This window comes from Paracoccus sp. SY, assembly GCF_002901215.1.
Lineage (GTDB): Bacteria > Pseudomonadota > Alphaproteobacteria > Rhodobacterales > Rhodobacteraceae > Paracoccus > Paracoccus acridae.
Genome location: NZ_NWMQ01000009.1, coordinates 21916 through 42645, shown reverse-complemented (window position 1 = coordinate 42645; position 20730 = coordinate 21916). Strand labels below are relative to the sequence as shown.

Annotated in this window: 24 protein-coding genes; 9 read left to right on the top strand and 15 right to left on the bottom strand. The window is 65.1% G+C overall.

The genetic code is table 11. From position 1 onward, the window contains the following. From CK944_RS09460 to CK944_RS09450, 3 genes are all read right to left on the bottom strand, one after another. Entirely contained in the window at positions 1-1203 is a 1203-nt protein-coding gene (locus tag CK944_RS09460) for an MFS transporter (RefSeq protein ID WP_239986021.1), read from the bottom strand. 2 nt (positions 1204-1205) lie between these two features. After that, positions 1206-1850, bottom strand: a complete 645-nt coding sequence (eda, locus tag CK944_RS09455; RefSeq protein ID WP_103172815.1) for a bifunctional 4-hydroxy-2-oxoglutarate aldolase/2-dehydro-3-deoxy-phosphogluconate aldolase — start codon at positions 1848-1850, stop codon at positions 1206-1208. 98 nt (positions 1851-1948) lie between these two features. Beyond that, positions 1949-2599: a hemolysin III family protein gene (locus CK944_RS09450; RefSeq protein ID WP_103172814.1), complete on the bottom strand. Its 651-nt coding sequence runs from the start codon at positions 2597-2599 to the stop codon at positions 1949-1951. Between the two features lie 238 nt (positions 2600-2837). On the opposite strand from CK944_RS09450, the gene rpsB reads away from it, so the two are divergent. The 3 genes from rpsB (at position 2838) to CK944_RS09435 (ending at position 5325) form a co-directional block, all read left to right on the top strand. After that, positions 2838-3623, top strand: a complete 786-nt coding sequence (gene rpsB, locus CK944_RS09445) for a 30S ribosomal protein S2 (RefSeq protein WP_103172813.1) — start codon at positions 2838-2840, stop codon at positions 3621-3623. 84 nt (positions 3624-3707) lie between these two features. Continuing rightward, positions 3708-4619: a translation elongation factor Ts gene (gene tsf / locus CK944_RS09440; protein ID WP_103172812.1), complete on the top strand. Its 912-nt coding sequence runs from the start codon at positions 3708-3710 to the stop codon at positions 4617-4619. A 121-nt stretch (positions 4620-4740) separates the two neighbouring features. After that, the gene (locus CK944_RS09435) at positions 4741-5325 is read left to right on the top strand and encodes a d(CMP) kinase (RefSeq protein ID WP_103172811.1); all 585 of its coding nucleotides are present in this window, start codon (positions 4741-4743) and stop codon (positions 5323-5325) included. Between the two features lie 6 nt (positions 5326-5331). Here the strand turns inward: CK944_RS09435 and CK944_RS09430 are convergent, their stop codons facing one another. Continuing rightward, positions 5332-5607, bottom strand: a complete 276-nt coding sequence (locus tag CK944_RS09430; protein WP_158247983.1) for an I78 family peptidase inhibitor — start codon at positions 5605-5607, stop codon at positions 5332-5334. 73 nt (positions 5608-5680) lie between these two features. On the opposite strand from CK944_RS09430, the gene CK944_RS09425 reads away from it, so the two are divergent. Beyond that, positions 5681-5983, top strand: coding sequence for a hypothetical protein (locus CK944_RS09425; protein ID WP_103172810.1), 303 nt, complete (start codon positions 5681-5683; stop codon positions 5981-5983). Position 5984: 1 nt separating this feature from the next. Here CK944_RS09425 and CK944_RS09420 read toward each other — a convergent pair whose 3' ends face one another. Further along, on the bottom strand, positions 5985-6509 hold the full coding sequence (locus tag CK944_RS09420) for a superoxide dismutase family protein (protein WP_103172809.1): 525 nt from the start codon (positions 6507-6509) through the stop codon (positions 5985-5987). A gap of 121 nt (positions 6510-6630) precedes the next feature. Here CK944_RS09420 and CK944_RS09415 point away from each other — a divergent pair, with 121 nt between their 5' ends. Further along, positions 6631-6939 carry an ETC complex I subunit gene (locus CK944_RS09415; protein WP_103172808.1) on the top strand — a complete coding sequence of 103 codons (309 nt, stop codon included), beginning with the start codon at positions 6631-6633 and terminating at the stop codon, positions 6937-6939. A gap of 174 nt (positions 6940-7113) precedes the next feature. On the opposite strand, the gene CK944_RS09410 is transcribed toward CK944_RS09415, so the two are convergent. The 4 genes from CK944_RS09410 to pyrC form a co-directional block, all read right to left on the bottom strand. Then, the gene (locus tag CK944_RS09410; protein ID WP_103172807.1) at positions 7114-7470 is read right to left on the bottom strand and encodes a DMT family protein; all 357 of its coding nucleotides are present in this window, start codon (positions 7468-7470) and stop codon (positions 7114-7116) included. Next, a complete protein-coding gene (locus tag CK944_RS09405) occupies positions 7461-8948 on the bottom strand; it encodes a replicative DNA helicase (protein WP_103172806.1) in 1488 nt (495 codons plus the stop codon). Before CK944_RS09405 ends, CK944_RS09410 begins: the two co-directional genes overlap by 10 nt. Positions 8949-9056: 108 nt before the next feature. After that, positions 9057-9728, bottom strand: coding sequence for an orotate phosphoribosyltransferase (locus CK944_RS09400; RefSeq protein WP_103172805.1), 672 nt, complete (start codon positions 9726-9728; stop codon positions 9057-9059). Further along, a complete protein-coding gene (pyrC, locus tag CK944_RS09395) occupies positions 9725-10768 on the bottom strand; it encodes a dihydroorotase (protein WP_103172804.1) in 1044 nt (347 codons plus the stop codon). Before pyrC ends, CK944_RS09400 begins: the two co-directional genes overlap by 4 nt. Before the next feature lie 134 nt (positions 10769-10902). Between pyrC and CK944_RS09390 the strand changes: the two genes are divergently transcribed. Further along, positions 10903-11202 carry an antibiotic ABC transporter gene (locus CK944_RS09390; protein ID WP_103172803.1) on the top strand — a complete coding sequence of 100 codons (300 nt, stop codon included), beginning with the start codon at positions 10903-10905 and terminating at the stop codon, positions 11200-11202. A 54-nt stretch (positions 11203-11256) separates the two neighbouring features. After that, a complete protein-coding gene (locus tag CK944_RS09385; protein WP_103172802.1) occupies positions 11257-12009 on the top strand; it encodes an SDR family NAD(P)-dependent oxidoreductase in 753 nt (250 codons plus the stop codon). Between the two features lie 32 nt (positions 12010-12041). Here CK944_RS09385 and gap read toward each other — a convergent pair whose 3' ends face one another. The 4 genes from gap to purB form a co-directional block, all read right to left on the bottom strand. Beyond that, positions 12042-13061, bottom strand: a complete 1020-nt coding sequence (gap, locus tag CK944_RS09380; protein ID WP_103172801.1) for a type I glyceraldehyde-3-phosphate dehydrogenase — start codon at positions 13059-13061, stop codon at positions 12042-12044. 88 nt (positions 13062-13149) lie between these two features. Beyond that, positions 13150-13293, bottom strand: a complete 144-nt coding sequence (locus CK944_RS23615; protein WP_188714260.1) for a hypothetical protein — start codon at positions 13291-13293, stop codon at positions 13150-13152. A 40-nt stretch (positions 13294-13333) separates the two neighbouring features. Continuing rightward, complete coding sequence (locus CK944_RS09375; protein ID WP_103172800.1) at positions 13334-14344, bottom strand: FliG C-terminal domain-containing protein; 1011 nt, start codon at positions 14342-14344, stop codon at positions 13334-13336. 69 nt (positions 14345-14413) lie between these two features. Beyond that, positions 14414-15727 carry an adenylosuccinate lyase gene (purB, locus tag CK944_RS09370; protein WP_103172799.1) on the bottom strand — a complete coding sequence of 438 codons (1314 nt, stop codon included), beginning with the start codon at positions 15725-15727 and terminating at the stop codon, positions 14414-14416. 145 nt (positions 15728-15872) lie between these two features. Here purB and CK944_RS09365 point away from each other — a divergent pair, with 145 nt between their 5' ends. Both CK944_RS09365 and CK944_RS09360 read left to right on the top strand, forming a co-directional pair. Then, entirely contained in the window at positions 15873-16586 is a 714-nt protein-coding gene (locus CK944_RS09365; RefSeq protein ID WP_103172798.1) for a hypothetical protein, read from the top strand. A gap of 24 nt (positions 16587-16610) precedes the next feature. Beyond that, entirely contained in the window at positions 16611-17633 is a 1023-nt protein-coding gene (locus CK944_RS09360; protein WP_103172797.1) for a YihY/virulence factor BrkB family protein, read from the top strand. A gap of 10 nt (positions 17634-17643) precedes the next feature. On the opposite strand, the gene CK944_RS09355 is transcribed toward CK944_RS09360, so the two are convergent. Both CK944_RS09355 and CK944_RS09350 read right to left on the bottom strand, forming a co-directional pair. Continuing rightward, entirely contained in the window at positions 17644-19323 is a 1680-nt protein-coding gene (locus CK944_RS09355; RefSeq protein WP_103172796.1) for a peptidoglycan -binding protein, read from the bottom strand. A gap of 3 nt (positions 19324-19326) precedes the next feature. Beyond that, positions 19327-20691, bottom strand: coding sequence for a hypothetical protein (locus CK944_RS09350; RefSeq protein WP_192877746.1), 1365 nt, complete (start codon positions 20689-20691; stop codon positions 19327-19329). Between the last annotated feature and the right edge of the window lie 39 nt (positions 20692-20730).

The window sequence follows — 20730 nt, the reverse complement described above, 5'->3', positions numbered from 1 at the left end:
CTACGCCTCCCTCGGGCGCAGCATCAGCCAGATCAGCGCACCGCCCGCCAGCACCAGGAAGGGCAGCATCGCCAGGTTGACCGCATTCCAGCCCGCAACGGTGGACCCGCCGCTGCAGTTCATCAACCCGCCCGACGATAGCGAGGCCAGGAACACGCCGCCAAAGACCACAGCATCGTTCAGGCCCTGGACCCGGCCCCTTTCCTCGGGCGAATGCGCGCGCGTCAGCATGGTTGTCGCCCCGATGTAACCGAAGTTCCACCCCATCCCCAGCAGGATCAGCGCCGCGAAGAAATGCGTCAGTTCCACCCCTGACAAGGCTGCAGCCCCGGCCATGGCCAGCAGGAACAGCCCAACCGCCACGATCCGCTCAGGGCCGAACCGGGCGATCAGATGACCGGTAAAGAAGCTTGGCGCAAACATCGCCAGCACATGCGCGCTGACGATGTTGGCGGCGTCCGTCGGCGCAAAGCCGCAACCCACCACTGCCAAAGGGGTCGAAGTCATCACCAGGTTCATCAACGCATAGGCGACCATTCCACAGATCATCGCCACCGCGATCTGCGGCTGGCCCAGCAGTTCGGCCACTGAGCGTCCGGGGCGCCGGTCTTCGTGGAGCGGCGCGGGCGGGGGGCTGTGCAGGAAAGCGAACAGGAAAGGACCAAGGGCGTTCAATCCGATCACGGCCAGATAGGTCGCCAGGAACGGCACCGCCGTCAGCCCGTCCGTCGCACGCACCACGGCTGGACCGATGATCGCGGATGCCAGACCGCCCGCCATGACCCAACTGATCGCGCGGGGGGCGTAATCCTCGGGCGCCAGGTCGGTGGCTGCGAAGCGATAGAACCCCTGGGCCGACATATAGATGCCGGTCAGCAGCGATCCGGCCATGAACAGCCAGAAGGATCCCGACCACAGCCCCCAGGCCGCGAAGGCCGCACCCAGAGCGCCCGCCAGGACCGCCAGCAGGAACCCCGCCTGCCTGCCGCGATGCTGCATGAACCGCGCCAAGGGACGCGCGGTCAATGCCGATCCCAGGACGATCATCGACAAGGGCAGGGTGGCGATGCAGGGGTTCGGCGCAAGGATCTGGCCCGCAAGTCCGCCCACGATGAAGATCACCGACATCTGCGCGCCCAGGATCGCCTGGGCCGCGACCAGCACGATCACATTGCGCCGGGCCTGCGCCAGATCGGCGGGCAAGATCAGCCCCGGCTCAGCCGGGCGGCGGCATGGGCACGTTCCTGGATGGCGCCCCAATTCTCGGCGCTGACATCCGCGTCGGTGGCGATCCAGCTTCCGCCCACGCAGACGACATTCGGCAAGGACAGATAGTCACCGGCATTCGCGGTCGAGATGCCGCCCGTCGGACAAAAGCGGATCTTCGGCAAGGGACCCGCCAGGGATTTCAGCGCAGGCGCGCCCCCGATCGCCTCGGCCGGAAAGAACTTCAGCATGTCATAGCCCGCATCCGCCGCGCGCATCACTTCGGACGCGGTGGCGGTGCCGGGCAGAAGGGGCAGTTCCAGTTTCTCGCAAACCGCGATCAAGCGGTCGGTCAAGCCCGGCGATACGGCAAAGGTCGCGCCCGCATCCTTAGCGCGTTTCGCATCGTCCGGCGTCAGCACCGTTCCCGCCCCGACATGGCCGCCCGACACACCCGACATCGCGCGGATGGCGTCCAGGGCGGCGTCCGACCGCAGGGTGATTTCCAGAACCGGCAACCCGCCCGACACCAAGGCCTGCGCCAGTCCCGCCGCGCGTTCGGCGTTCTTGATCACGATCACCGGAATGACCGGGGCAAGGCTGCACAGCGCGCGTGTCTTTTGCGATTGGATTTCAGGGGTCATGCCGCACCTTCCGTTCCGCGATTGCGGGCAAACTGCCCGCTGGCGGAGGGCGATGCAAGCGGTTTGCCGCCCTTGGGCGCAGATCCTGGTAACGCTAACTAGATCGCGGACAGCACCGCGACGTAATGGATCGCCGCCGCCGTCACGACGAAGCCGTGCCAGATCGCGTTCTGGAAGCGCAGCCTTTCCCAGACATGAAAGACGATGCCTGCCGTATAGACGACGCCGCCCGCCACGATCAGCAGGACGGACACCGGGGGCAGGTGTTCCGCGATGGGACGGAAGGCGACAAGCCCGCTCCACCCCATGAGGACATAGAGCAGGATCGCCAGCCGGTCGTACCGCCCCGGCAGCAGGCATTTCAGCGCGATGCCAAGCGCAGCCACGGTCCAGATGCAGACCAGCAGGCCGAAGGCCACCGGATCGGACGAGGCCTTGTGCAGGAACGGCGTATAGGTGGCCGCGATCAGGACGAAGATCGCCGAATGATCGGCCCGCCGCAGATACCATTTCAACGGCGAATGCGGCAGCATGTTATAGGCAAAGGACATCCCCAGCGCGAGGATCAGCCCGGTGCCATAGATCACCGCCGCCACGACCTCGGCCCCGCCGGCGGAAATCGAGGCATGGAAGATCAGGGCCGTCACCCCAATCAGGGCCAGGACCACGCCGACCCCGTGGACGATCCCGTCTGCAAGCAGTTCGTAGAAATCGTATTGCCGTCCAAAGCGGAAGCGGATGTCAGTCATGGCAAACCCTGTGTTGATTTCAGCTTGCCTGACCGGACCCAACCCGGCAACTGACAGTTCCGTCAGCTTTTATCGGTCTCTTGGTGTGCTGGGTCTTGCAAATGGGGCACAACGGGTCTATTTGCGCCACACTTCACAGGCAGGGGCGGGCCCTTGCGGGAAAAATCCGCAAAAGGTCCACCGGTTGGGGCATCTGCCCTGAATCCCCTGCCAAGGCGCAAACCGGAAAGGACATGGAATGGCGCTTCCCGAATTCAATCTGCGTCAGCTCTTGGAAGCTGGCGTTCACTATGGTCACCAGACGCAGCGCTGGAATCCGCGCATGGCGGAATTCATCTATGGCGACCGCAACGGCATCCACATCCTGGACCTGACCCAGACCCTGCCGATGCTGGACGCCGCGCTGCAGGTCGTGCGCGATACCGTTGCCAAGGGCGGCCGCGTGCTGTTCGTCGGCACCAAGCGTCAGGCACAAAAGCCGATCGCGGACGCAGCCGAGAAGTCGGCCCAGTTCTACATGAACCACCGCTGGCTGGGCGGCACGCTGACCAACTGGAAGACCGTGTCCCAGTCGATCAGCCGCCTGAAGGCCATTGACGAGACGATGGCAGGCGGGGCCGAGGGCCTGACCAAGAAAGAGCGTCTGCAGCTTGAGCGCGAGCAGCAGAAACTGCAAGCCTCGCTGGGCGGCATCCGCGACATGGGCGGCCTGCCGGACCTGCTGTTCGTCATCGACGTGAACAAGGAAGACCTGGCGATCCTGGAAGCCAAGAAGCTGGGCATCCCGGTCGTGGCCGTGGTCGATACCAACTGCTCGCCCGAAGGCGTGGACTATATCATCCCCGGCAACGACGACGCTGCCCGCGCCATCGCCTTGTATTGCGATCTGGCCAGCCGCGCCGCGCTTGACGGCATGTCGGCCCAGATGGGCGCCGCCGGCGTCGACGTGGGCGCCCTGGCGGAAGCCCCGGAAGAGCTGCTGGACGAACCCGCTGTCGAAGAACAGGCGACCGCAGACGCCTGATCCGGCTGCCATCTGACATTCACGGAACTGTGGTCAGGCGGGGGTATGCCCCGCCTGACGCGTTGATCAAAGAGGAGACGGATCATGGCAATCACCGCCGCGATGGTGAAAGAGCTGCGCGAGACGACCGGCGCAGGGATGATGGACGCCAAGAAGGCGCTGACGGAAACCGACGGCAACATGGACGCCGCCATCGACTGGCTGCGCACCAAGGGTCTGGCCAAGGCCGCCAAGAAGGCCGACCGTGTCGCCGCCGAAGGTCTGGTCGGCGTGCAGGTGACCGATGGCCGCGGCGTCGCCGTCGAGATCAATTCGGAAACCGACTTCGTTGCCAAGAACGCCGACTTCCAGCAGCTGGTGCGTGACATCACCGACATCGCGCTCAGCACCTCGGGCGACGTCGAGGTTCTCAAGTCCACCCACCTGAACGGCAAGCCCGTGTCCGAGGTCCTAACCGACGCCATCGCCCGGATCGGCGAAAACATGACCCTGCGCCGGATGCATCTGCTGGAAGGCGATACCGTCGTGTCCTATGTCCACAACGCCGCGGGCGAAGGCATGGGCAGGATCGGTGTCCTGGTCGCGCTGAAAGGCGACAAGGACAAGGCCCAGGCCATCGGCAAGCAGTTCGCGATGCACATCGCCGCGACCAACCCGGTCTCGCTGTCCGAAGCCACGCTGGATCCGGCCATGCTGGCGCGCGAACTGGAAGTGCAGACCGCCAAGGCCTTGGAAGAAAACGCCTCTTCCGCCAAGCCCAAGCCCGAAGCCGTGATCCAGAACAACATCATCCCCGGCCGGATGAAGAAGTTCGTGGCCGAAAATACCCTGATGGGCCAAGCTTTCGTGATCAATCCCGACGTGACGGTCGAACAGGCCGCCAAGGAAGCCGGGGTCGAGATCACCGGCTATGCCCGCGTCGCCGTCGGCGAGGGGATCGAGAAGAAGGAAGAGGATTTCGCGGCAGAGGTCGCCAAGACCCTCGGCAACGCCTGATCCTTTCTTTCGGAATGTCGAACGCCGGACCCTTCAGGCCCGGCGTTTTTCATTGTCTCATGCTGTGGACCTTGCGCCATCTGTCATGCAATGGGTGGCGGGAAACCAGTGAGGCGTGACCATGCCATTCATCATTGCCATCGACGGCCCTGCCGCATCCGGCAAGGGCACCATTGCCCGCGCGCTTGCTGCCCATTTCGGCTTTCATCACCTGGATACCGGCCTGCTTTATCGGGCGACCGGGGCCAAGGGTGGCGACCCGGTCACGGCGGCGCTATCGCTGGACGCCAGCGACCTGGCCCGCGCCGACCTGCGCAGTGCCGAGGCGGGCCAGGCTGCCAGCCGCATCGCCGCCATTCCCGAAGTGCGTGCGGCTCTGGTCGATTTCCAGCACCGCTTTGCCGCGCAGGAACCAGGTGCCGTTCTGGATGGTCGCGACATCGGAACGGTCATATGCCCCGATGCTGCGGTCAAGCTGTATGTGACGGCCTCGGATCAGGTGCGGGCACGGCGCCGGGCGGCCGAACTTGGTGCCGACCCTGAGGAAATGTTGGCGCAGTTGCAGGAACGAGACCGGCGCGACAGCGAACGTGCCGCTGCGCCCCTGAAACCCGCGCCCGACGCGGTTCTTCTGGACACAACCCACCTAGGCATTCCCGAAGCGATTGCGCAGGCCATCGCGCAGGTGAACAAGGTTCGCGGTTGAATCCGGTCAGCCGCAACTGACCCGCGCGATCCATCCTTTCGGATCCAGGAAGATATTCAGCCGATCCGGCTGATATTCCTGCGTCACGACCTGGCCCGGGCTGATTTCCCGATAGCGAAGCTGTTGCGGCAGATAGACCTCGCCGATGTTCATGCCGACCAATGCCTGATGCCGCGCGGGATCACAGCGGGTGGCCGAAACGGTGGGGGCATAGCCGGTGGAACAGGCCGCCAAGGGAACCAGGGCGATGACAGGCAGGATCATGCGCAGCGAAGATGGCATCAGATCACCTTTGTGTTTAGAACCAAACGATGCAGGGGGCCCAAGTGTTCCCTGCCGTTGACGGAGATGCCAGATGAAACAACGACTTATTGCGGCCATCCTGCCTGTCCTGCCCGTGGCGGCCCTTGCCTCCAGCGAAGAAGCCTGGGACGATTTCCGCGCCGCGGTCGAAAGTGCCTGCAGGGCGGCGGTCGAGGCCCCGCAAACTGCCTCCGTGTCAGTCGAGGTCAATCCCTTCGGATCGGAAAGCTATGGGGCGGCACTGGTGACGGTTGGCGGAGAAGGCGGCCAGGACCGCCTGGTCTGCATCTTCGACAAGCGCAGCCAGGCTGTCGAGATCACGGCGCCCTTTGCGGACGCCGCGCCGGCAGAATAGGCTACTGGGTCTGGGTGAAGGTGCCGCAGCCGATGCGGCCACCGGCATGGCCCGAAGGCTGGCCCACGTAGTCATCGGGCTGTTCGTGGATGATGATTGCCGATCCGTCGTCATCGTTCATCAGTTCCGGCGTAAGACCGGCCGCGAAATATTCCACCGTCAGCGTGCCGCTGTCCGGCACATGGATATTGGGCAGATCGCCGGGATGGGGGCCGTTCTCGGCCATGATGCCATGTTCCTTGTCCCCCGCCAGGTGGCCGCCTGCCGATTCGAAGTCGGGCGGCGCGCATTCGCCGGTTTCATGGATATGCGCGCCGTGGATGCCCGGTGGAACGCCTTGCAGTTCCAGCGTCACCAGCATCATGCCTGACGGCGTGGCCGCGACTGTCGCGGTGCCCAGGCTTTCGCCCTCGGCGGTCTTGATCTCGGCGATCATCGAGGCTTGGTCCTGGGACGGTGCGGCGTCCTGGGCGGCAGCGGGCAGGGCCATCAGCAGCCCCAGGGCAGCGGCGGTTCGGAATGCCATCTAAGATCCTCCTTATGGTTGTCCCCGCCCAACGCAGGGGGCACAAAGGCGTTCCGACCCTTGATCAGCGCCGCGCTATTGGCGATAAGTCGCGCGACATCCGCCCGAAAGGTAGTTTCGAATGCGTGCTCGCATCTATCAACCCGCCCGAAATGCCATGCAGTCCGGCACGGCTCGGACCAGGAAATGGGTGCTGGAATTCCCGCCCGTCGGGCGCGAGATCGACCCGCTGATGGGCTGGATCAGCGCCGACGACACGCAAAGCCAGGTCCGCCTGCGGTTCGACACCCTGCAGCAGGCCGAGGATTACTGCCGCGAGAACGGCCTGGACTACATCGTCCAGCCGCCGCATCGCCGTGCAGCCAACATCCGTCCCCGCGGATACGGCGAAAACTTCGCGACGGACCGCCGCGGGCCCTGGACGCACTGACCAGTCGGGCAGGTCCGGTGCCTGTGGTTCAAGCTTCTGGAAAGCCGATGATGCCAAGCGCAACAGGTGCGGGTGCCGCCTAGGCCCGCGTCGTGCATGGCATGGGATTGGTCTTGTCGCGAAGGGTGGCGCGGCACGCAGGCCCTTGCCCGACCAAGCGGTCACGACCGGCGGTTAGCCGAAGTCGTGAAAGATGAACCAGGCGCCCAGGCAGATCAGGCCGAAGCCCACGCCGTGCTGCCAGCCGATGCGTTCGCCCAGATAAAACCACGAAAACAAAGCAAAGACCGACAGGCTGATGACTTCCTGGATGGTCTTGAGCTGCGCTGCGCTGAAATGCCCGTGGCCGATGCGGTTGGCGGGCACCTGCAGGATGTATTCGAACAACGCGATGAACCAGCTGATCGCGATGACCGTCACCAGCGGCGCCGTCTTGAACTTCAGATGCCCATACCACGCCACCGTCATGAACACGTTGGAGGCGATCAGCAACCCGATGGTGACGACGGGGACAGGCAGCCCTAGTCCCATTGCGACTGCCGGTCCTTCGCCAGGTTGCCGAAGCGGGTGAACTGGCCCTCGAAGGACAACTCCACCGTGCCGATGGGCCCATGGCGCTGCTTGCCCAGGATGACCTCGGCCTTGCCATGGCATTGTTCCATCACCTGCTGCCACTTGGCCATGGCATCCAGATCGCTATCGGACGGTTTTTCGCGTTCCTTGTAGTATTCCTCGCGGAACACGAACATCACGATATCGGCGTCCTGTTCGATCGACCCGGATTCGCGCAGGTCCGACAACTGCGGGCGCTTGTCATCGCGGTTTTCGACCTGGCGCGACAACTGCGACAGGGCGATCACCGGGATGTTCAACTCTTTGGCGATCGCCTTCAGGCCCTGGGTGATCTCGGACACCTCGTTCACGCGGCTGTCCTTGGCGGACGCTGCCTTCAGAAGCTGAAGATAGTCCACCATGAGCACGTCCAACCCATGCGTCCGCTTCAGCTTGCGGGCGCGGGCGGCAAGCTGGTTGATCGGCAGGGCGGGCGTGTCGTCGATGTAAAGCGGGCAGTTCTGCAGCGCATGCGCGGCCTCGACGAAGCGGCGGAACTCGGCCTCGTCCATGTTGCCGCTGCGGATGCGTTCGGACGGCACCTCGGCCGCTTCGGACAGGATCCGGGCGGCAAGCTGTTCGGCCGACATCTCAAGGCTGAAAAAGCCCACCACGCCGCCTTCGACCGTGCCGATGGTGCCGTCGGGGCGTTCGCCGGTCTTGTGGGCCTTGGCGATGTTGAAGGCGATGTTGGTCGCAAGCGAGGTTTTCCCCATCGAGGGTCGGCCTGCCAGGATGATGAGGTCCGAGTTGTTCAGCCCGCCCATCTTGCCGTCCAGATCGATCAGCCCGGTCGAGATCCCCGACAGCTTGCCGTCGCGCTGATAGGCGGCGTTGGCGGCCTGCACGGCCCCGGTCACGGCCTTGAGGAAGGACTGGAAGCCGCGTTCGGCCGTGCCAGCCTCGCCCAGTTTGTACAGCGTCTGTTCGGCGGCCTTGATCTGTTCCTCGGCCTCGTCGCCGACCTCGACGGTGGCGGCGCGGGCGGCGATGTCCTGGCCCAACTGGATCAGTTCGCGGCGCAGGGCGAATTCGCGGATCATCTGGGCATAGTCGCGCGCGGCATAGGCGCTGATGGCGGCACCCGCCATCCGCGCCAGATAGGCGGGTCCGCCCAGTTCCTTCAGCCCTTCGTCATGTTCCAGGAAGGCCTTGATGGTGACGGGGCTGGCAAGCGCGTTCTTGCGGATCCGTTCCGCGCAGATCTCGAAGATGCGGGCATGGACCGGGTGATAGAAATGGTCCGGCTTGATGATCTGGCTGACCCGGTCGAAGACGTCGTTGTTGGTCAGCAGCGCGCCCAGAAGCTGCTGCTCGGCCTCCAGCGAGAAGGGGATCGAGGGCGTTTCCTCGGCGCTGACGGGCTGGCCCGGAATGATGGCGCGCAGATTGGTCATGGACTGCCCCCTTTGGTCTTCGGATCCGTTCTACACCCGAAGCCCTGCGCGGGGAACGGCGCGCCGTGCGATTTCCGGGGGCCGATCTGTGGATCGGCTGTGGATAAGTCAGGCGTTCGCGGCCTGCCAGGCACGGGGGTCGGTCAGGAAGGTCTCGACCTCGGCCAGGGTATGCTGATCGAAGGCCTGCTGCGCGCGGGCTTCGGCCAGCACGTCCCACCAGGTGCAGAGGTGATGCAGCGTTACACCATGGTCACCCAGCCGCTGCGTCGTTTCGGGAAAGATGCCGTAATAGAAGATCACCGCCGTATGGGCGCAGGTCGCACCGGTGTCGCGAATCGCATCCACGAAGGACAGCTTGCTGCCGCCGTCGGTCGTCAGATCCTCGACCAGCAGGACCCGCTGACCCTCGGTCATGGCGCCTTCGATCCGGGCATTGCGGCCGTATCCCTTGGGCTTCTTGCGCACATAGGTCATGGGCAGGCCAAGACGTTCGGCCACCATGGCGGCGAAGGGGATGCCTGCGGTTTCACCACCCGCCACGTTGTCGAAGGCCTCGAAACCCGCGTCGCGCATCACGGTCGCGGCCAGGAAGTCCATCAGGGTCGCACGGACGCGCGGAAAGCTGATGATCCGGCGGCAGTCCACATAGGTCGGCCCCTTCAGCCCCGAGGCATAGGTGAAGGGCTGGGCCGCGTTGAAGTCCACAGCTTTGATTTCCAGCAGCATCCGGGCGGACAGTCGGGCGATCTCCTCGCGCGCGGGGAAGGTCAGGCTCATTTGTCCTCCAGATGCCAGTAAAGCGGAAAGCCGGGGTCGAAGACGGTGACGGTCTCGCCGCCTGCGGCGACCTGCGCGGGGTATTCGGCAGGGGTGCCGCGCTTGACCAGGGTGATCCGGTCATCGTTCGGGGCCATGCGATAGAAGGCCGCGCCGTTCAGGCTGGCGAATGCCTCCAGCCGGTCCAGGGCGCCCTCATCCTCGAAGACCTGGGCCAGGATCGACATGGTGTTGGGCGCGGTGAAGCAGCCCGCGCAGCCGCAGGGTTGCAGCTTGGCGCTGTCCGCATGCGGGGCGCTGTCGGTGCCCAGGAAGAAGCGCGCCTCGCCGCTGGTCGCAGCCCCGCGCAGCGCCAGGCGGTGCGATTCGCGCTTGGCGACAGGCAGGCAATAGTAGTGGGGCCGAATGCCGCCAGCCAGGATCGCATTGCGGTTGATGACCAGATGATGCGTGGTGATCGTGGCGGCCAGGCCGTCGCCGCCCGCACGGGCATAGGCCACGCCCTCGCTGGTGGTGATATGTTCCATCACCACGCGCAGACCGGGGGTGCGGCGACGCAGCGGGTCCAGCACGCGGTCGATGAAGACGGCCTCGCGGTCGAAGATGTCCACCGCCGGATCGGTGACTTCGCCATGGACGCAAAGCGTGACGCCCGCCTCGGCCATGGCCTCCAGCACGGGCTGGACGCGGTCGAAATCGGTGACGCCGCTGGCCGAATTCGTCGTGGCGCCTGCGGGATACAGCTTCACGGCGCGGATGATGCCCGCGCGGAATGCGCCCACCAGGTCGGAGGCATCGGTCGCGTCCGTCAGATACAGCGTCATCTGCGGCTGCAGCGCCGCGCCTTGGGGCAGGGCCGCCAGGATCCGGTCGCGATAGGCCGCGGCTTGGGCGCCCGTCACCACCGGCGGCACAAGGTTCGGCATGATGATCGCACGGCCGAAAGCCGCGGAATGGGGCGCCACGGCCGCCAGCATCGCGCCGTCGCGCAGGTGCAGGTGCCAGTCGTCGGGGCGGCGAAGGGTGATGCGGTCGGTCATGGCCTGCCTCTATACATGGCAAGGCAAGGTTGCCAAGCGGCGATGTCTAAAATACCGGACACATGGATCAAGGTCGTACTTGTGTTGACGCGGGCGTCAGCCCAGATTGAACGAACGATCCAAAGGATGAACCCATGTTTCCGATGATGCCCAAGAACCCCGTTCGATTGTGGGCGCAGTTCGCCCGGATGGCCATAGAAGCACAGACCGTGATCGGCCTTCGCACGGCGGGGATGATGGGCATGATGGCCCAGGCTCCGGGCGAACCCTTCCGGATGGTCGCGGAAAAGCAGGCTGCCGCCACCGAATCGCTTTTCGCCATGGCCCAGGCTGCGGGCCGGGGTGCAAGCGCCGAACGCGTGATGTCGGCCGCCCTGCGCCCCTATGGCAAACGGACCCGCGCCAACTCGCGTCGCCTGACCAAGGTCCGTTAGGCGGAACGATCCCGGCCAAAGACCCGTTGTTCCCCGTCAAGGCAGGAGCATGGGATGAAATCGGCGCTGATCACGGGCGGGGCGCAGGGTATCGGAAAGGGGATCGTCCAAAGGCTGAGGGCGGATGGCTGGCGCGTCGCTTTGTTCGATCTGGACAAGGAAGCCGTGGCAGAAGCGAAGGCCGACGATCCGGGGCTGCTTGCGGCTGTTGTGGATGTTTCGGACGAGTGTGCGGTTCGCAGGGGTTTCGAGCAGTTGAAGGACTGGCTGGGGGACGGCGGTCTTGATCTTCTTGTCTCGAATGCCGGAATTGCCGACCCGCAGAACGGCCCCATCGAAAATCTTTCACTGCATGACTGGCGGCGGATGCTGGACAGCCATGTGACAGGCGCGTTCCTTGTGGTGCGCCAAGGTGTTCCTCTGCTTCGCAAGGCGACCGGGTCGATCGTGCTGATGTCCTCGATCCGGGCCTTGCAGTCCGAGCCGGAAACGGAAGCCTATGCCGCGTCGAAGGGGGCGCTGCTGGCGATGTCCCATGCGCTGGCGGTAAGCCTTGGCCCGGATATCCGGGTCAACTGTATCCTGCCCGGGTGGATCGAAACGGCGGCTTACCAGAAAAAGGAAAACCGCAGCACTCCCAAGCATACGGAAGCCGAAAAGGCCCAGCACCCGGTCGGTCGTATCGGTGATCCGGAGGATATCGCGGGGCTGGTTGCCTTTCTGGCGTCGGACGATGCGGGGTTCATCACCGGACAACGCTTTGTCATCGACGGCGGGATGGCCGCCCGGTTGATCTATACGGACTGACAGGCGGCGGGGTGTCCCCGCCGCCCGAAGGTTCAGATCAGCTTGCCCATGGCCACAGCCGTATCCGACATGCGGTTCGAGAAGCCCCATTCGTTGTCGTACCAGGTCAGGATGCGGCACAGCCGGCCTTCCATGACCTTGGTCTGGTCCATGTGGAAGATCGAGGAATGCGGATCATGGTTGAAGTCCGACGAAACCAGGCTCTCCTCGGTATAGCCCAGGATGCCCTTCATCGGACCGTCGGCGGCGGCCTTGATCGCGGCGTTGATTTCCTCGACCGAGGTGTCGCGGCTTGCCTCGAAGGTCAGGTCCACGACCGAGACGTTCGGCGTGGGCACGCGGATCGCCACGCCGTCCAGCTTGCCCTTGAGTTCCGGCAGAACCAGGCCCACGGCCTTGGCCGCGCCGGTCGAGGTCGGGATCATCGACAGTGCGGCGGCGCGGGCGCGGTACAGATCCTTGTGCATCGTGTCCAGCGTCGGCTGGTCGCCGGTATAGCTGTGGATGGTGGTCATGAAGCCGCGATTGATACCGATCGCCTGGTTCAGCACTTGCGCCACGGGCGACAGGCAGTTCGTCGTGCAGGAGGCGTTCGAGACGACGTGATCCTCGGATTCCAGGGTCTGGTGGTTCACGCCATAGACGATCGTCTTCAGCGCACGGTCGGTCGACCATTCGCCCGAGACGGGAGCCGAGACCAGAACGCGCTTCGAGCCGTTTTGCAGGTGGACTGCGGCCTTGTCACCGCTGGTGAAGATGCCGGTGCATTCCAGGGCCACGTCCACATCGCCCCAGGGCAGATCGGCCGGGTTGCGGATCGCCGTCACCTTGATCGGGCCTTGGCCCACGTCGATGGAATCGCCGTTGACCTTGACTTCGGCCGGGAAGCGGCCGTGCACGCTGTCATAGCGCAGCAGATGCGCGTTGGTCTCGACCGGACCCAGATCGTTGATCGCGACGACCTCGATATCGGTGCGGCCGGATTCGATGATCGCGCGCAGCACGTTGCGCCCGATGCGCCCGAAACCGTTGATCGCAACTTTGACAGCCATGGTTTTCTCTCCCGACCAAGTGACGTTGCGCCCCTCGTATCGCGCAGTTCCGGCTGATGCAAATGCCCTGCGGCATGAAGCCTTCGTGTTAGCGCCAGAAGCTGAGATATTCGATGAACCCGTCCAGCGTCCTGGCCATCGCCAAGGGCACCTGCCACTGCAGCCAGAGATGATCGGCGACGATCAGACCCAGAACGGCAAGCACGATCAGGATGGCGATGGCATTGGTCATGGCCTGTTATCGGACGGGCGGGGCATCCGTGCAAGCGCACTCAATCCTCATCCTGGGGCAGGATCAGCGTGATCTCTCCGGCTTCCTCAAGACGGCGGATGGCGCTGACGACCTCGGTCATGGCTTCCTCGATATCCGATGCCCGCAGCTTGCCCAGATCGTTGCGCTCTTCTCTCAGGCCGTCGGACATGCGCTGCGACAGGTTCGACAGGATGAATTCGGCGGCTGCGGCGTCGGCCTCGTCCTGTGCGGCCAGGGCGCGGACCAGGACCGGCTGTTCGACCTCGCGCACGATCCGGGGAACGTCGCGGGGAAGGATGCGGGCGGGAATATGGGCGAAGATGAAGATCGCCTTGCGCACATTGCCCGCGAAATCCGCATCATGAGTGTCGAGGCTGTTCAGCACGTCGTCGCGCAGGTCAGCGGTCGCGAAATTCAGGATCGCCCCCATCCGGTCCGTGGCCGGGGTCGGGATTGCGGGTCGCGGCAGGGCCTCGGCCGCCTGAAGCAGGATCAAACCGACGCGGTGCAGCGATTCGGGCGTCACGCCCGCCGTCATGGACATGGCTTGCGCCACGGCCCGCGCCCGTTCGCGGGGCAGCCCCACGAACAGTTCCGAGGCGCGCTCCACTGGCAACTTCGACAGCATCAGGGCCACCATCTCGACCGCTTCGGACTTGGCCAGGGCTTCGATGACCGGGGCGGGAAGGGCCGCGATCCGGGGCCAGGGATCGCCGCGCCCGGACACGGCAGCGCGTCGCCGCAGGCGGTCGGTGCTGTCCTCGGACAACTGCGCGCCCAGCATGGCCAGCGTTCCGTCCAGATCGCCCGGAAAGGTCACGCCAACCGATTCCAGCCGGTCGCAGAATTCGGCGATGATGGCGTCGCGGGTCTGGCGGTCGATCAGCTCCATCCCCGCCATTTCTTCTGCCAGAAGGGTCTGGCTTTCGCTGTTCAGCCGCGACAGGCTGGATGCCTCGTTGTCGTCCAGAAGCAGGCGCACGATCACCGCCGCCTTTTGCCGCTGGCTCAATCCCGTATGTATCGTCATGGTCCCACCAGATCGACCGTCCATGCGGCCAATCTGGCAGGGCTTTCCTAATATCCGGTTTACGCGATCCTAGGTCCGGCCGTCTTCGAACACGCGCCGGAAGATCGTGTCCACATGCTTGGTGTGATAGCCAAGGTCGAACTGCTCCTCGATCACTGCGGGGGAAAGAGCGCGCGTCACTTCGGGGTCGGCAAGCAGTTCGTCCCTGAAATCAGCGCCTTGTTCCCAAACCTTCATGGCGTTTCTTTGCACCAGGCGATAGGCGTCCTCGCGCGAGACCCCCGCCTGGGTCAATGCCAGAAGAACCCGCTGCGACATGATCAGGCCCTTGAACTTGTTCATGTTCTTCAGCATGTTTTCGGGATAGACGACCAGTTTCTCGATCACGCCTGCCAGACGGTTCAGCGCGAAGTCCAGCGTGATCGTCGCGTCCGGGGCGATGCCGCGTTCGACCGAGGAATGGCTGATGTCGCGTTCGTGCCACAGCGCCACGTTCTCCATCGCCGGAACGACCGCCATGCGCACCAGACGGGCCAGGCCCGTCAGGTTCTCGGTCAGGACCGGGTTGCGCTTGTGGGGCATCGCGGACGAGCCCTTCTGGCCGGGGCTGAAGAATTCTTCGGCCTCCAGCACCTCGGTCCGCTGCATGTGGCGGATCTCGATGGCGATGTTTTCGATGCTTGATGCAATGACGCCCAGGGTGGCGAAGAACATCGCATGGCGGTCGCGCGGGATGACCTGCGTGCTGATCGGTTCCGGGCGCAGGCCCAGTTTCGCGCAGACATGTTCCTCGACCGCCGGGTCGATATTGGCGAATGTGCCGACCGCGCCGGAAATCGCGCCGGTCGCGACCTCTTGCCGGGCCTGTTCCAGCCGCGTCCGGTTGCGGTCCATTTCCGCATAGAAGCGGGCAAAGGTCAGGCCCATCGTGGTGGGTTCGGCATGGATGCCATGGCTGCGGCCGATGCGGACCGTGTCCTTGTGTTCATAGGCGCGGCGCTTCAGCGCTTCCAGCACCCGGTCCATGTCGGCCAGCAGGATATCGGCGGCGCGGACAAGCTGGACGTTCAGCGTGGTGTCCAGAACGTCGCTGCTGGTCATGCCCTGATGGACGAAGCGCGCTTCCTCGGCGCCGACATGTTCGGCCAGATGGGTCAGGAAGGCGATCACGTCATGCTTGGTGACGGCCTCGATCTCGTCGATGCGGGCCACGTCGAATTCCACGTCCTTGGCGCGCCAGACGGCTTCGGCGCTTTCGCGCGGGATGACGCCAAGGTCGGCCTGGGCGTCGCAGGCATGGGCCTCGATTTCATACCAGATGCGGAACTTGGTCTCGGGGGACCAGATGGCGGTCATCTCGGGGCGGGCATAACGGGGGATCATGAGGGCCTCTTTTCCGGTTGGGGCGGGCATAGCGGGCTGATGACGCGGGGGCAAGTTTTCGATGGGCCTGGCGCCATGGCGGGGAACATTCCCGCTGTGCAGGCTGTTGGTGAACAGATCAATCCGACAAGACCGGAGAGAAGCGATGCACCCGACCGATAACGACAACCGTCCCATGACCGAAGCCGATCACACCAGCGAAACCCGCTTTGGCCCGCGTCCCGTCCCCAAGGGCCATCATGTGCCGCATGGGACGGCTCATGCCCGCCGGGTGATTCCGTCGGGCCACGTTTCGCCGGACGGGCGATCAGCCTATCCCAGCCCGGCGACGGGAACGAAGATCGCGGTCTGGGGCGGAATCGCGCTTGGCGTCGCAGGCGGGACCGCCGCGGCCGTGCTGGCCGTCCGCAAGATCGCCGAGGCGATGTCGGACGACTCATCCTCCGGCCAGACGCGCCACCACACCCCGCCGCATATCGCCCGCATGGACGAGGACGAGCGCGAGGCGATGCGCCGCCGGGTCCGCGCCCAGGAACGCGATGACCGGCAAGAGATCGCCCGCCTGCGGGCAGACGCCTCGCAGCGCCGGTCTGCCCCGTCCTCATCCAAGCCGAAGGTGCGAAAGAAGAATTTCGCGGAAAGCCTGATCGAGACCTCGACAAAGCTGTCCGAAAGCCTCGAAAACGTTGCGAAATCCATGTCCATCGCGGTCGAGAGCTTCCGCGGCGTGGCAGGCCAGGCGACCGAGATCGTCCATGAATTCGCCGGTGCGGCCGATCAGTTGCGGTCTGCCTTGCGGGGGGAACAGCCCGGTCATTCTCGGCATTCGGGTGGGGACGATCGGACCCACCGGCTCTGATCCCCTGACAAGGCGGGGTGTGTGATGCAAAGCATTACGCCCGGCGTTCTTGACGCGTTGTTCGGGGATTTGGACGATCCGACCCGTCAGCGCTTCGGAATGAAGGGAGACCCGCTAAACACGGCCGCCCCCGAGCCGCCAGCCGCGCGGCTGGCGGGCAAGGATGTCGGCCTGCGCGATCTGCAATGGGCCGACGTCGTGGCGATTGCGAAGGCGACGGTGACCCAGATCGGCGTTGACAGGGTGACGGCCGTCGCAGGAGGGATAACCTTCTTCTGCCTGCTTTCGCTGTTTCCCGCATTGACGGCCTTCGTGTCCATCTATGGCCTTGTGGCCGATCCCGCGACGATCGCCGGGCATCTGGACATGCTGGAAAGCTTCCTGCCCCAAGAGGCACTGGGCATCATCCGCGATCAGGTCAATGCGATCACGTCCTCGCCCCGGACGGCCTTGTCGCTGGCCGGGATCGGGGGGCTGCTGATCGCCTTCTATTCCGCCAATGGCGGAATGAAGGCGATGCTGTCGGCGCTGAACCTGGCATTCTACAAGTCCGAAACCCGTGGATTCCTGCGCCTGAACGTCGTTGCGATGGGCTTCACCCTGGGGGGATTGATCATGGTTGTGCTGATGCTGGGCACGATTGCGGTGATCCCGATCCTGTTGGAGATGCTGCCCTTGTCCGAATCCACGCGAAGCTGGGTGGGACTGATCCGCTGGCCCATCATGTTCGGAGTGTTGATCCTGGCCCTTGCCGCACTGTATCGCTGGGGACCTGCGGCACCCGATCCCCGCTGGCGATGGATATCGCCCGGCGCGGTGCTGGCGGCCGTGACGCTGGTCATCACCTCGGTCTTGTTCAGCTGGTATGCGGCGAATTTCGCCAACTACAATGAAACCTACGGATCGCTGGGGGCGGTCGTGGGCTTGATGATGTGGCTTTGGCTGGCGGCCACCATTGTCCTGGTCGGGGCCGAGGTGAATGCGGAAATCGAACACCACATGAAGCGGTTGGCGGGCGTTCCTGCCGCGCACAAGCAACCCGCCTGACGGGAGGCATTCAGCGTTCGGTCAGCTTCAGTTCGATCCGGCGGTTGGACGCCAGGGCCTCGGGCGTGTTCCCGGAAGAAATGGGGCGGGTATCGGCAAAGCCTGCCGGCGCAAGCCTGTTCGACGGAAAGCCCAGCCGGTCGATCATGTAGCGCACCACGGCCAGTGCCCGCGCCTGGCTGAGTTCCCAGTTATCCCGATACCGGCCTGCTCCTGACAGCGGGGTGCTGTCGGTATGGCCGTCCACGCGGATGATCCAGTCGATCTCGGGGGGGATTTCATCCGCAATCTCGGACAGCATCCGCGCCACGCGGGCGACCTGGTCCTGGCCCGCCGGTGACAGCGTGGCCTCGCCCGGTGCGAACAGGACTTCGGACTGGAAGACGAAACGGTCGCCCACGACCTGCACGCCTTCGCGCCCCGACAGGATCTCGGACAGGCGCCCGAAGAATTCGGACCGGTATCGGGCCAGATCGCGCGCTTCCTCCTCGGCCTTTTGGCGAGCCTGTTCCTCAAGCGTCAGGCGGCGGTCCTTTTCCTCGGCGGCCACCAGCAGCGCGGCGTTCAGTTGCCGCCCCAGGTCTTCCACCCGCAGTTCCGCTTGTCGCTGTTGGTCGCCCGCAGCATCCAGAAGCGCCTGCAGGGAACCAAGTTGCGCCGTCAGCGATGCCACCTGCTCGTTCAGCAGGGCGGCCCGGCGCTGCCCATCCTCGGACAGGGCGGTCTGGTCGCTCAGCGCCTTCTGTGCCGTTGCAAGCAGGGCGGCCTGACGCTGTGCCTCGGTCAGGTTCTGCTGCGCCTGGGCGGTCGCCTGATCGCGCGCCGCCTCGGCAGCGGCCAGCAGGGTCAGGGTTTCCTCGGCCCGTTTGCGGCTTTCTTCCAGCGACAAGGTCATCGCAGTCAGTTCGGCGTCGGCGCGTTCCAGACGTTCGCGCAAGGCGCGCGCCGCCTCGGCATCCGTCAGCCTCATGGCCTCGGCTTCAGTCAGTTCGGCCTGCAAGGCCTCGGCCCGCGTCGTCGCCTCCTGGTTTTGCCGGCGCAGGTCGGCGGTCAGCGCCTCCAGCGCCTCTCTCCTCGCGGCGGCCAGCCGGGCCTGCTCGGCCTGGGCGTCGATTTCCTGCCGTGCCGCCGCCACGGCCAGTTCCGCGGCGCTGGCGCGGTTCTGCTGTTCCGTCAGTTGCGTCTGCATCTGCTGCTGACGCGCCTCGGCCTGTTCGCGGTCGGCCACGCGCGCGGCCATCAGGGCCGCCACCTCGGCCTCGAAATCCGTCAGGCGGGACCGGGCCTGCGCCAGTTCGCCTTGACTGGTTTCCAGTTGCGTGGACAGCCGGGTGATCCGGGCCGCCCTGTCGCGGGCTTCGGCTTCGGCATCGTCCAGGCGGTCTTGCAGGGTGGTTTCCCGGTCCTCGGACGCGGTCAGGGCCTGACCCAATGCCGCGACTTGCCGGCCCAGTTCTTCCAGCCGCTGTTCCTGGCTGGAAATCACCGCGCCCTGTTTCGTGATGGTCTCGCCCTGTTCGGTTATGGTGTCGTCCTTGTCGGTGATCTGATCGCGCAGCACCGATTGCATGACCGTGAAGATGGTCAGCACGAAGACCAGCACCATCAGCAGGGTGGCCAGGGCGTCCACGAAACCCGGCCAGATGTTGCTGGTGAAGCGGTGCCCCGTGGCGGCGCGGCGCAATGCCATGCCTCAACTCCTCTCGCGAGAGACCAGGGGATCGCGCAGCAGGTCGTCGCGGAACGGATCGTTGAAACGCGCGGCCCGGACCGCGCGGGTCAGGACCAGGATATCGGAGCGCAGTTCGGCCACCATTTCATCGCGCCCTTCGGTCAAATCGACGGAAAGACGGTTCAGGGCAGCTTCGATCCCCGACATGTCGAAGGGCGGCGACACAGGGCGTTCGGCCTGCGCACGCGCCAGATCGACCAGCCGGTCCTGTCCTTCGGCAAGGCGCGACAGCGCCTCGGTCAACGATGCGGTGCGGGACAAGGACGACTCGCGTTCCGTTTCGCCGCGCTGGATCAAGGCCTCGACCGCCTGGGCCATCACCACCACGCGTTCGTCGGCCATTGCGGCGGCTTCGTCGCGCTGCAGGTCCCGTTCGGCCTGGAACTGTTGCAGGCGGTCCATCTGGCCCGCCATGTGTTCCAGGAACCCGGCCAAGGCAGCCTGATCGACCGCGTCGCCTTCCGCCCCGGCCATGCCGACGCGGGTAAAGCCCGACATCCATTCCTCAAGCTCGCGGTAGAAACGGTTCTGTCCATGGGTGGCGAACAGCTCCAGCAAGCCCACCACCAACGATCCGGCAAGTCCCAGCAGCGAGGACGAAAAGGCCGTGGCCATGCCGCCAAGCTGCGCTTCCAGCCCGCTCATCAGCTTGTCGAAGACCTGGATGCCGCTTTCGCCTTCCTGCGGGGCCAGGGACCGGATGGTTTCCACGACGGCCGGGATGGTCGTCGCAAGGCCGTAGAAGGTTCCAAGAAGGCCAAGGAAGATCAGCAGGTTGGACAGGTATCGGGTGATGTCGCGAAGTTCGTCGATGCGCGTCGCGACGGAATCCAGGATCGAGGTGGCGGCCCCGGTCGAGATCACGCCCCCCGCCGGGCCGCGCGTGCCCAGCAGGGCGGCCAGCGGTGCCAGAAGGCGCGGCGGCTGGTCGCTGGCATCGGCCTCGCCCCGCGCGGCGATCCCCTTTTCGACGGCGCGGTGCCGGCGTTCGGCAAAGCGTTCGATCCAACTGACCGAACGGATCAACTGGCCGACCTGCCAGAAACAGGCCAGCACGCCGATCGCGAAGACGCCCAGGATCACCCCGTTCAGCCAAAGGTTCGCCTGGAAGATCGGAAGGATCCGGCCATAGGCGACCCAGCCGCCAGCCAGCACCAGGGCCAGAACCGTGACCATCATCACGATCTGGCGGATGGGCTGCGAGAAGTGCGGATTGGAAGGCCCGGCATGGTGGGAACGCGTGGCGGTGATCCGACGATGCGCCGGGCCGATCCGTTGCCCAAGGCCGGACGCGTCGCGCCCATGGCTGCTGGATGGTTCGCTCAACTGGTCGCCTTCCCATGGCCGAGACTGTTCGGCCGAGTG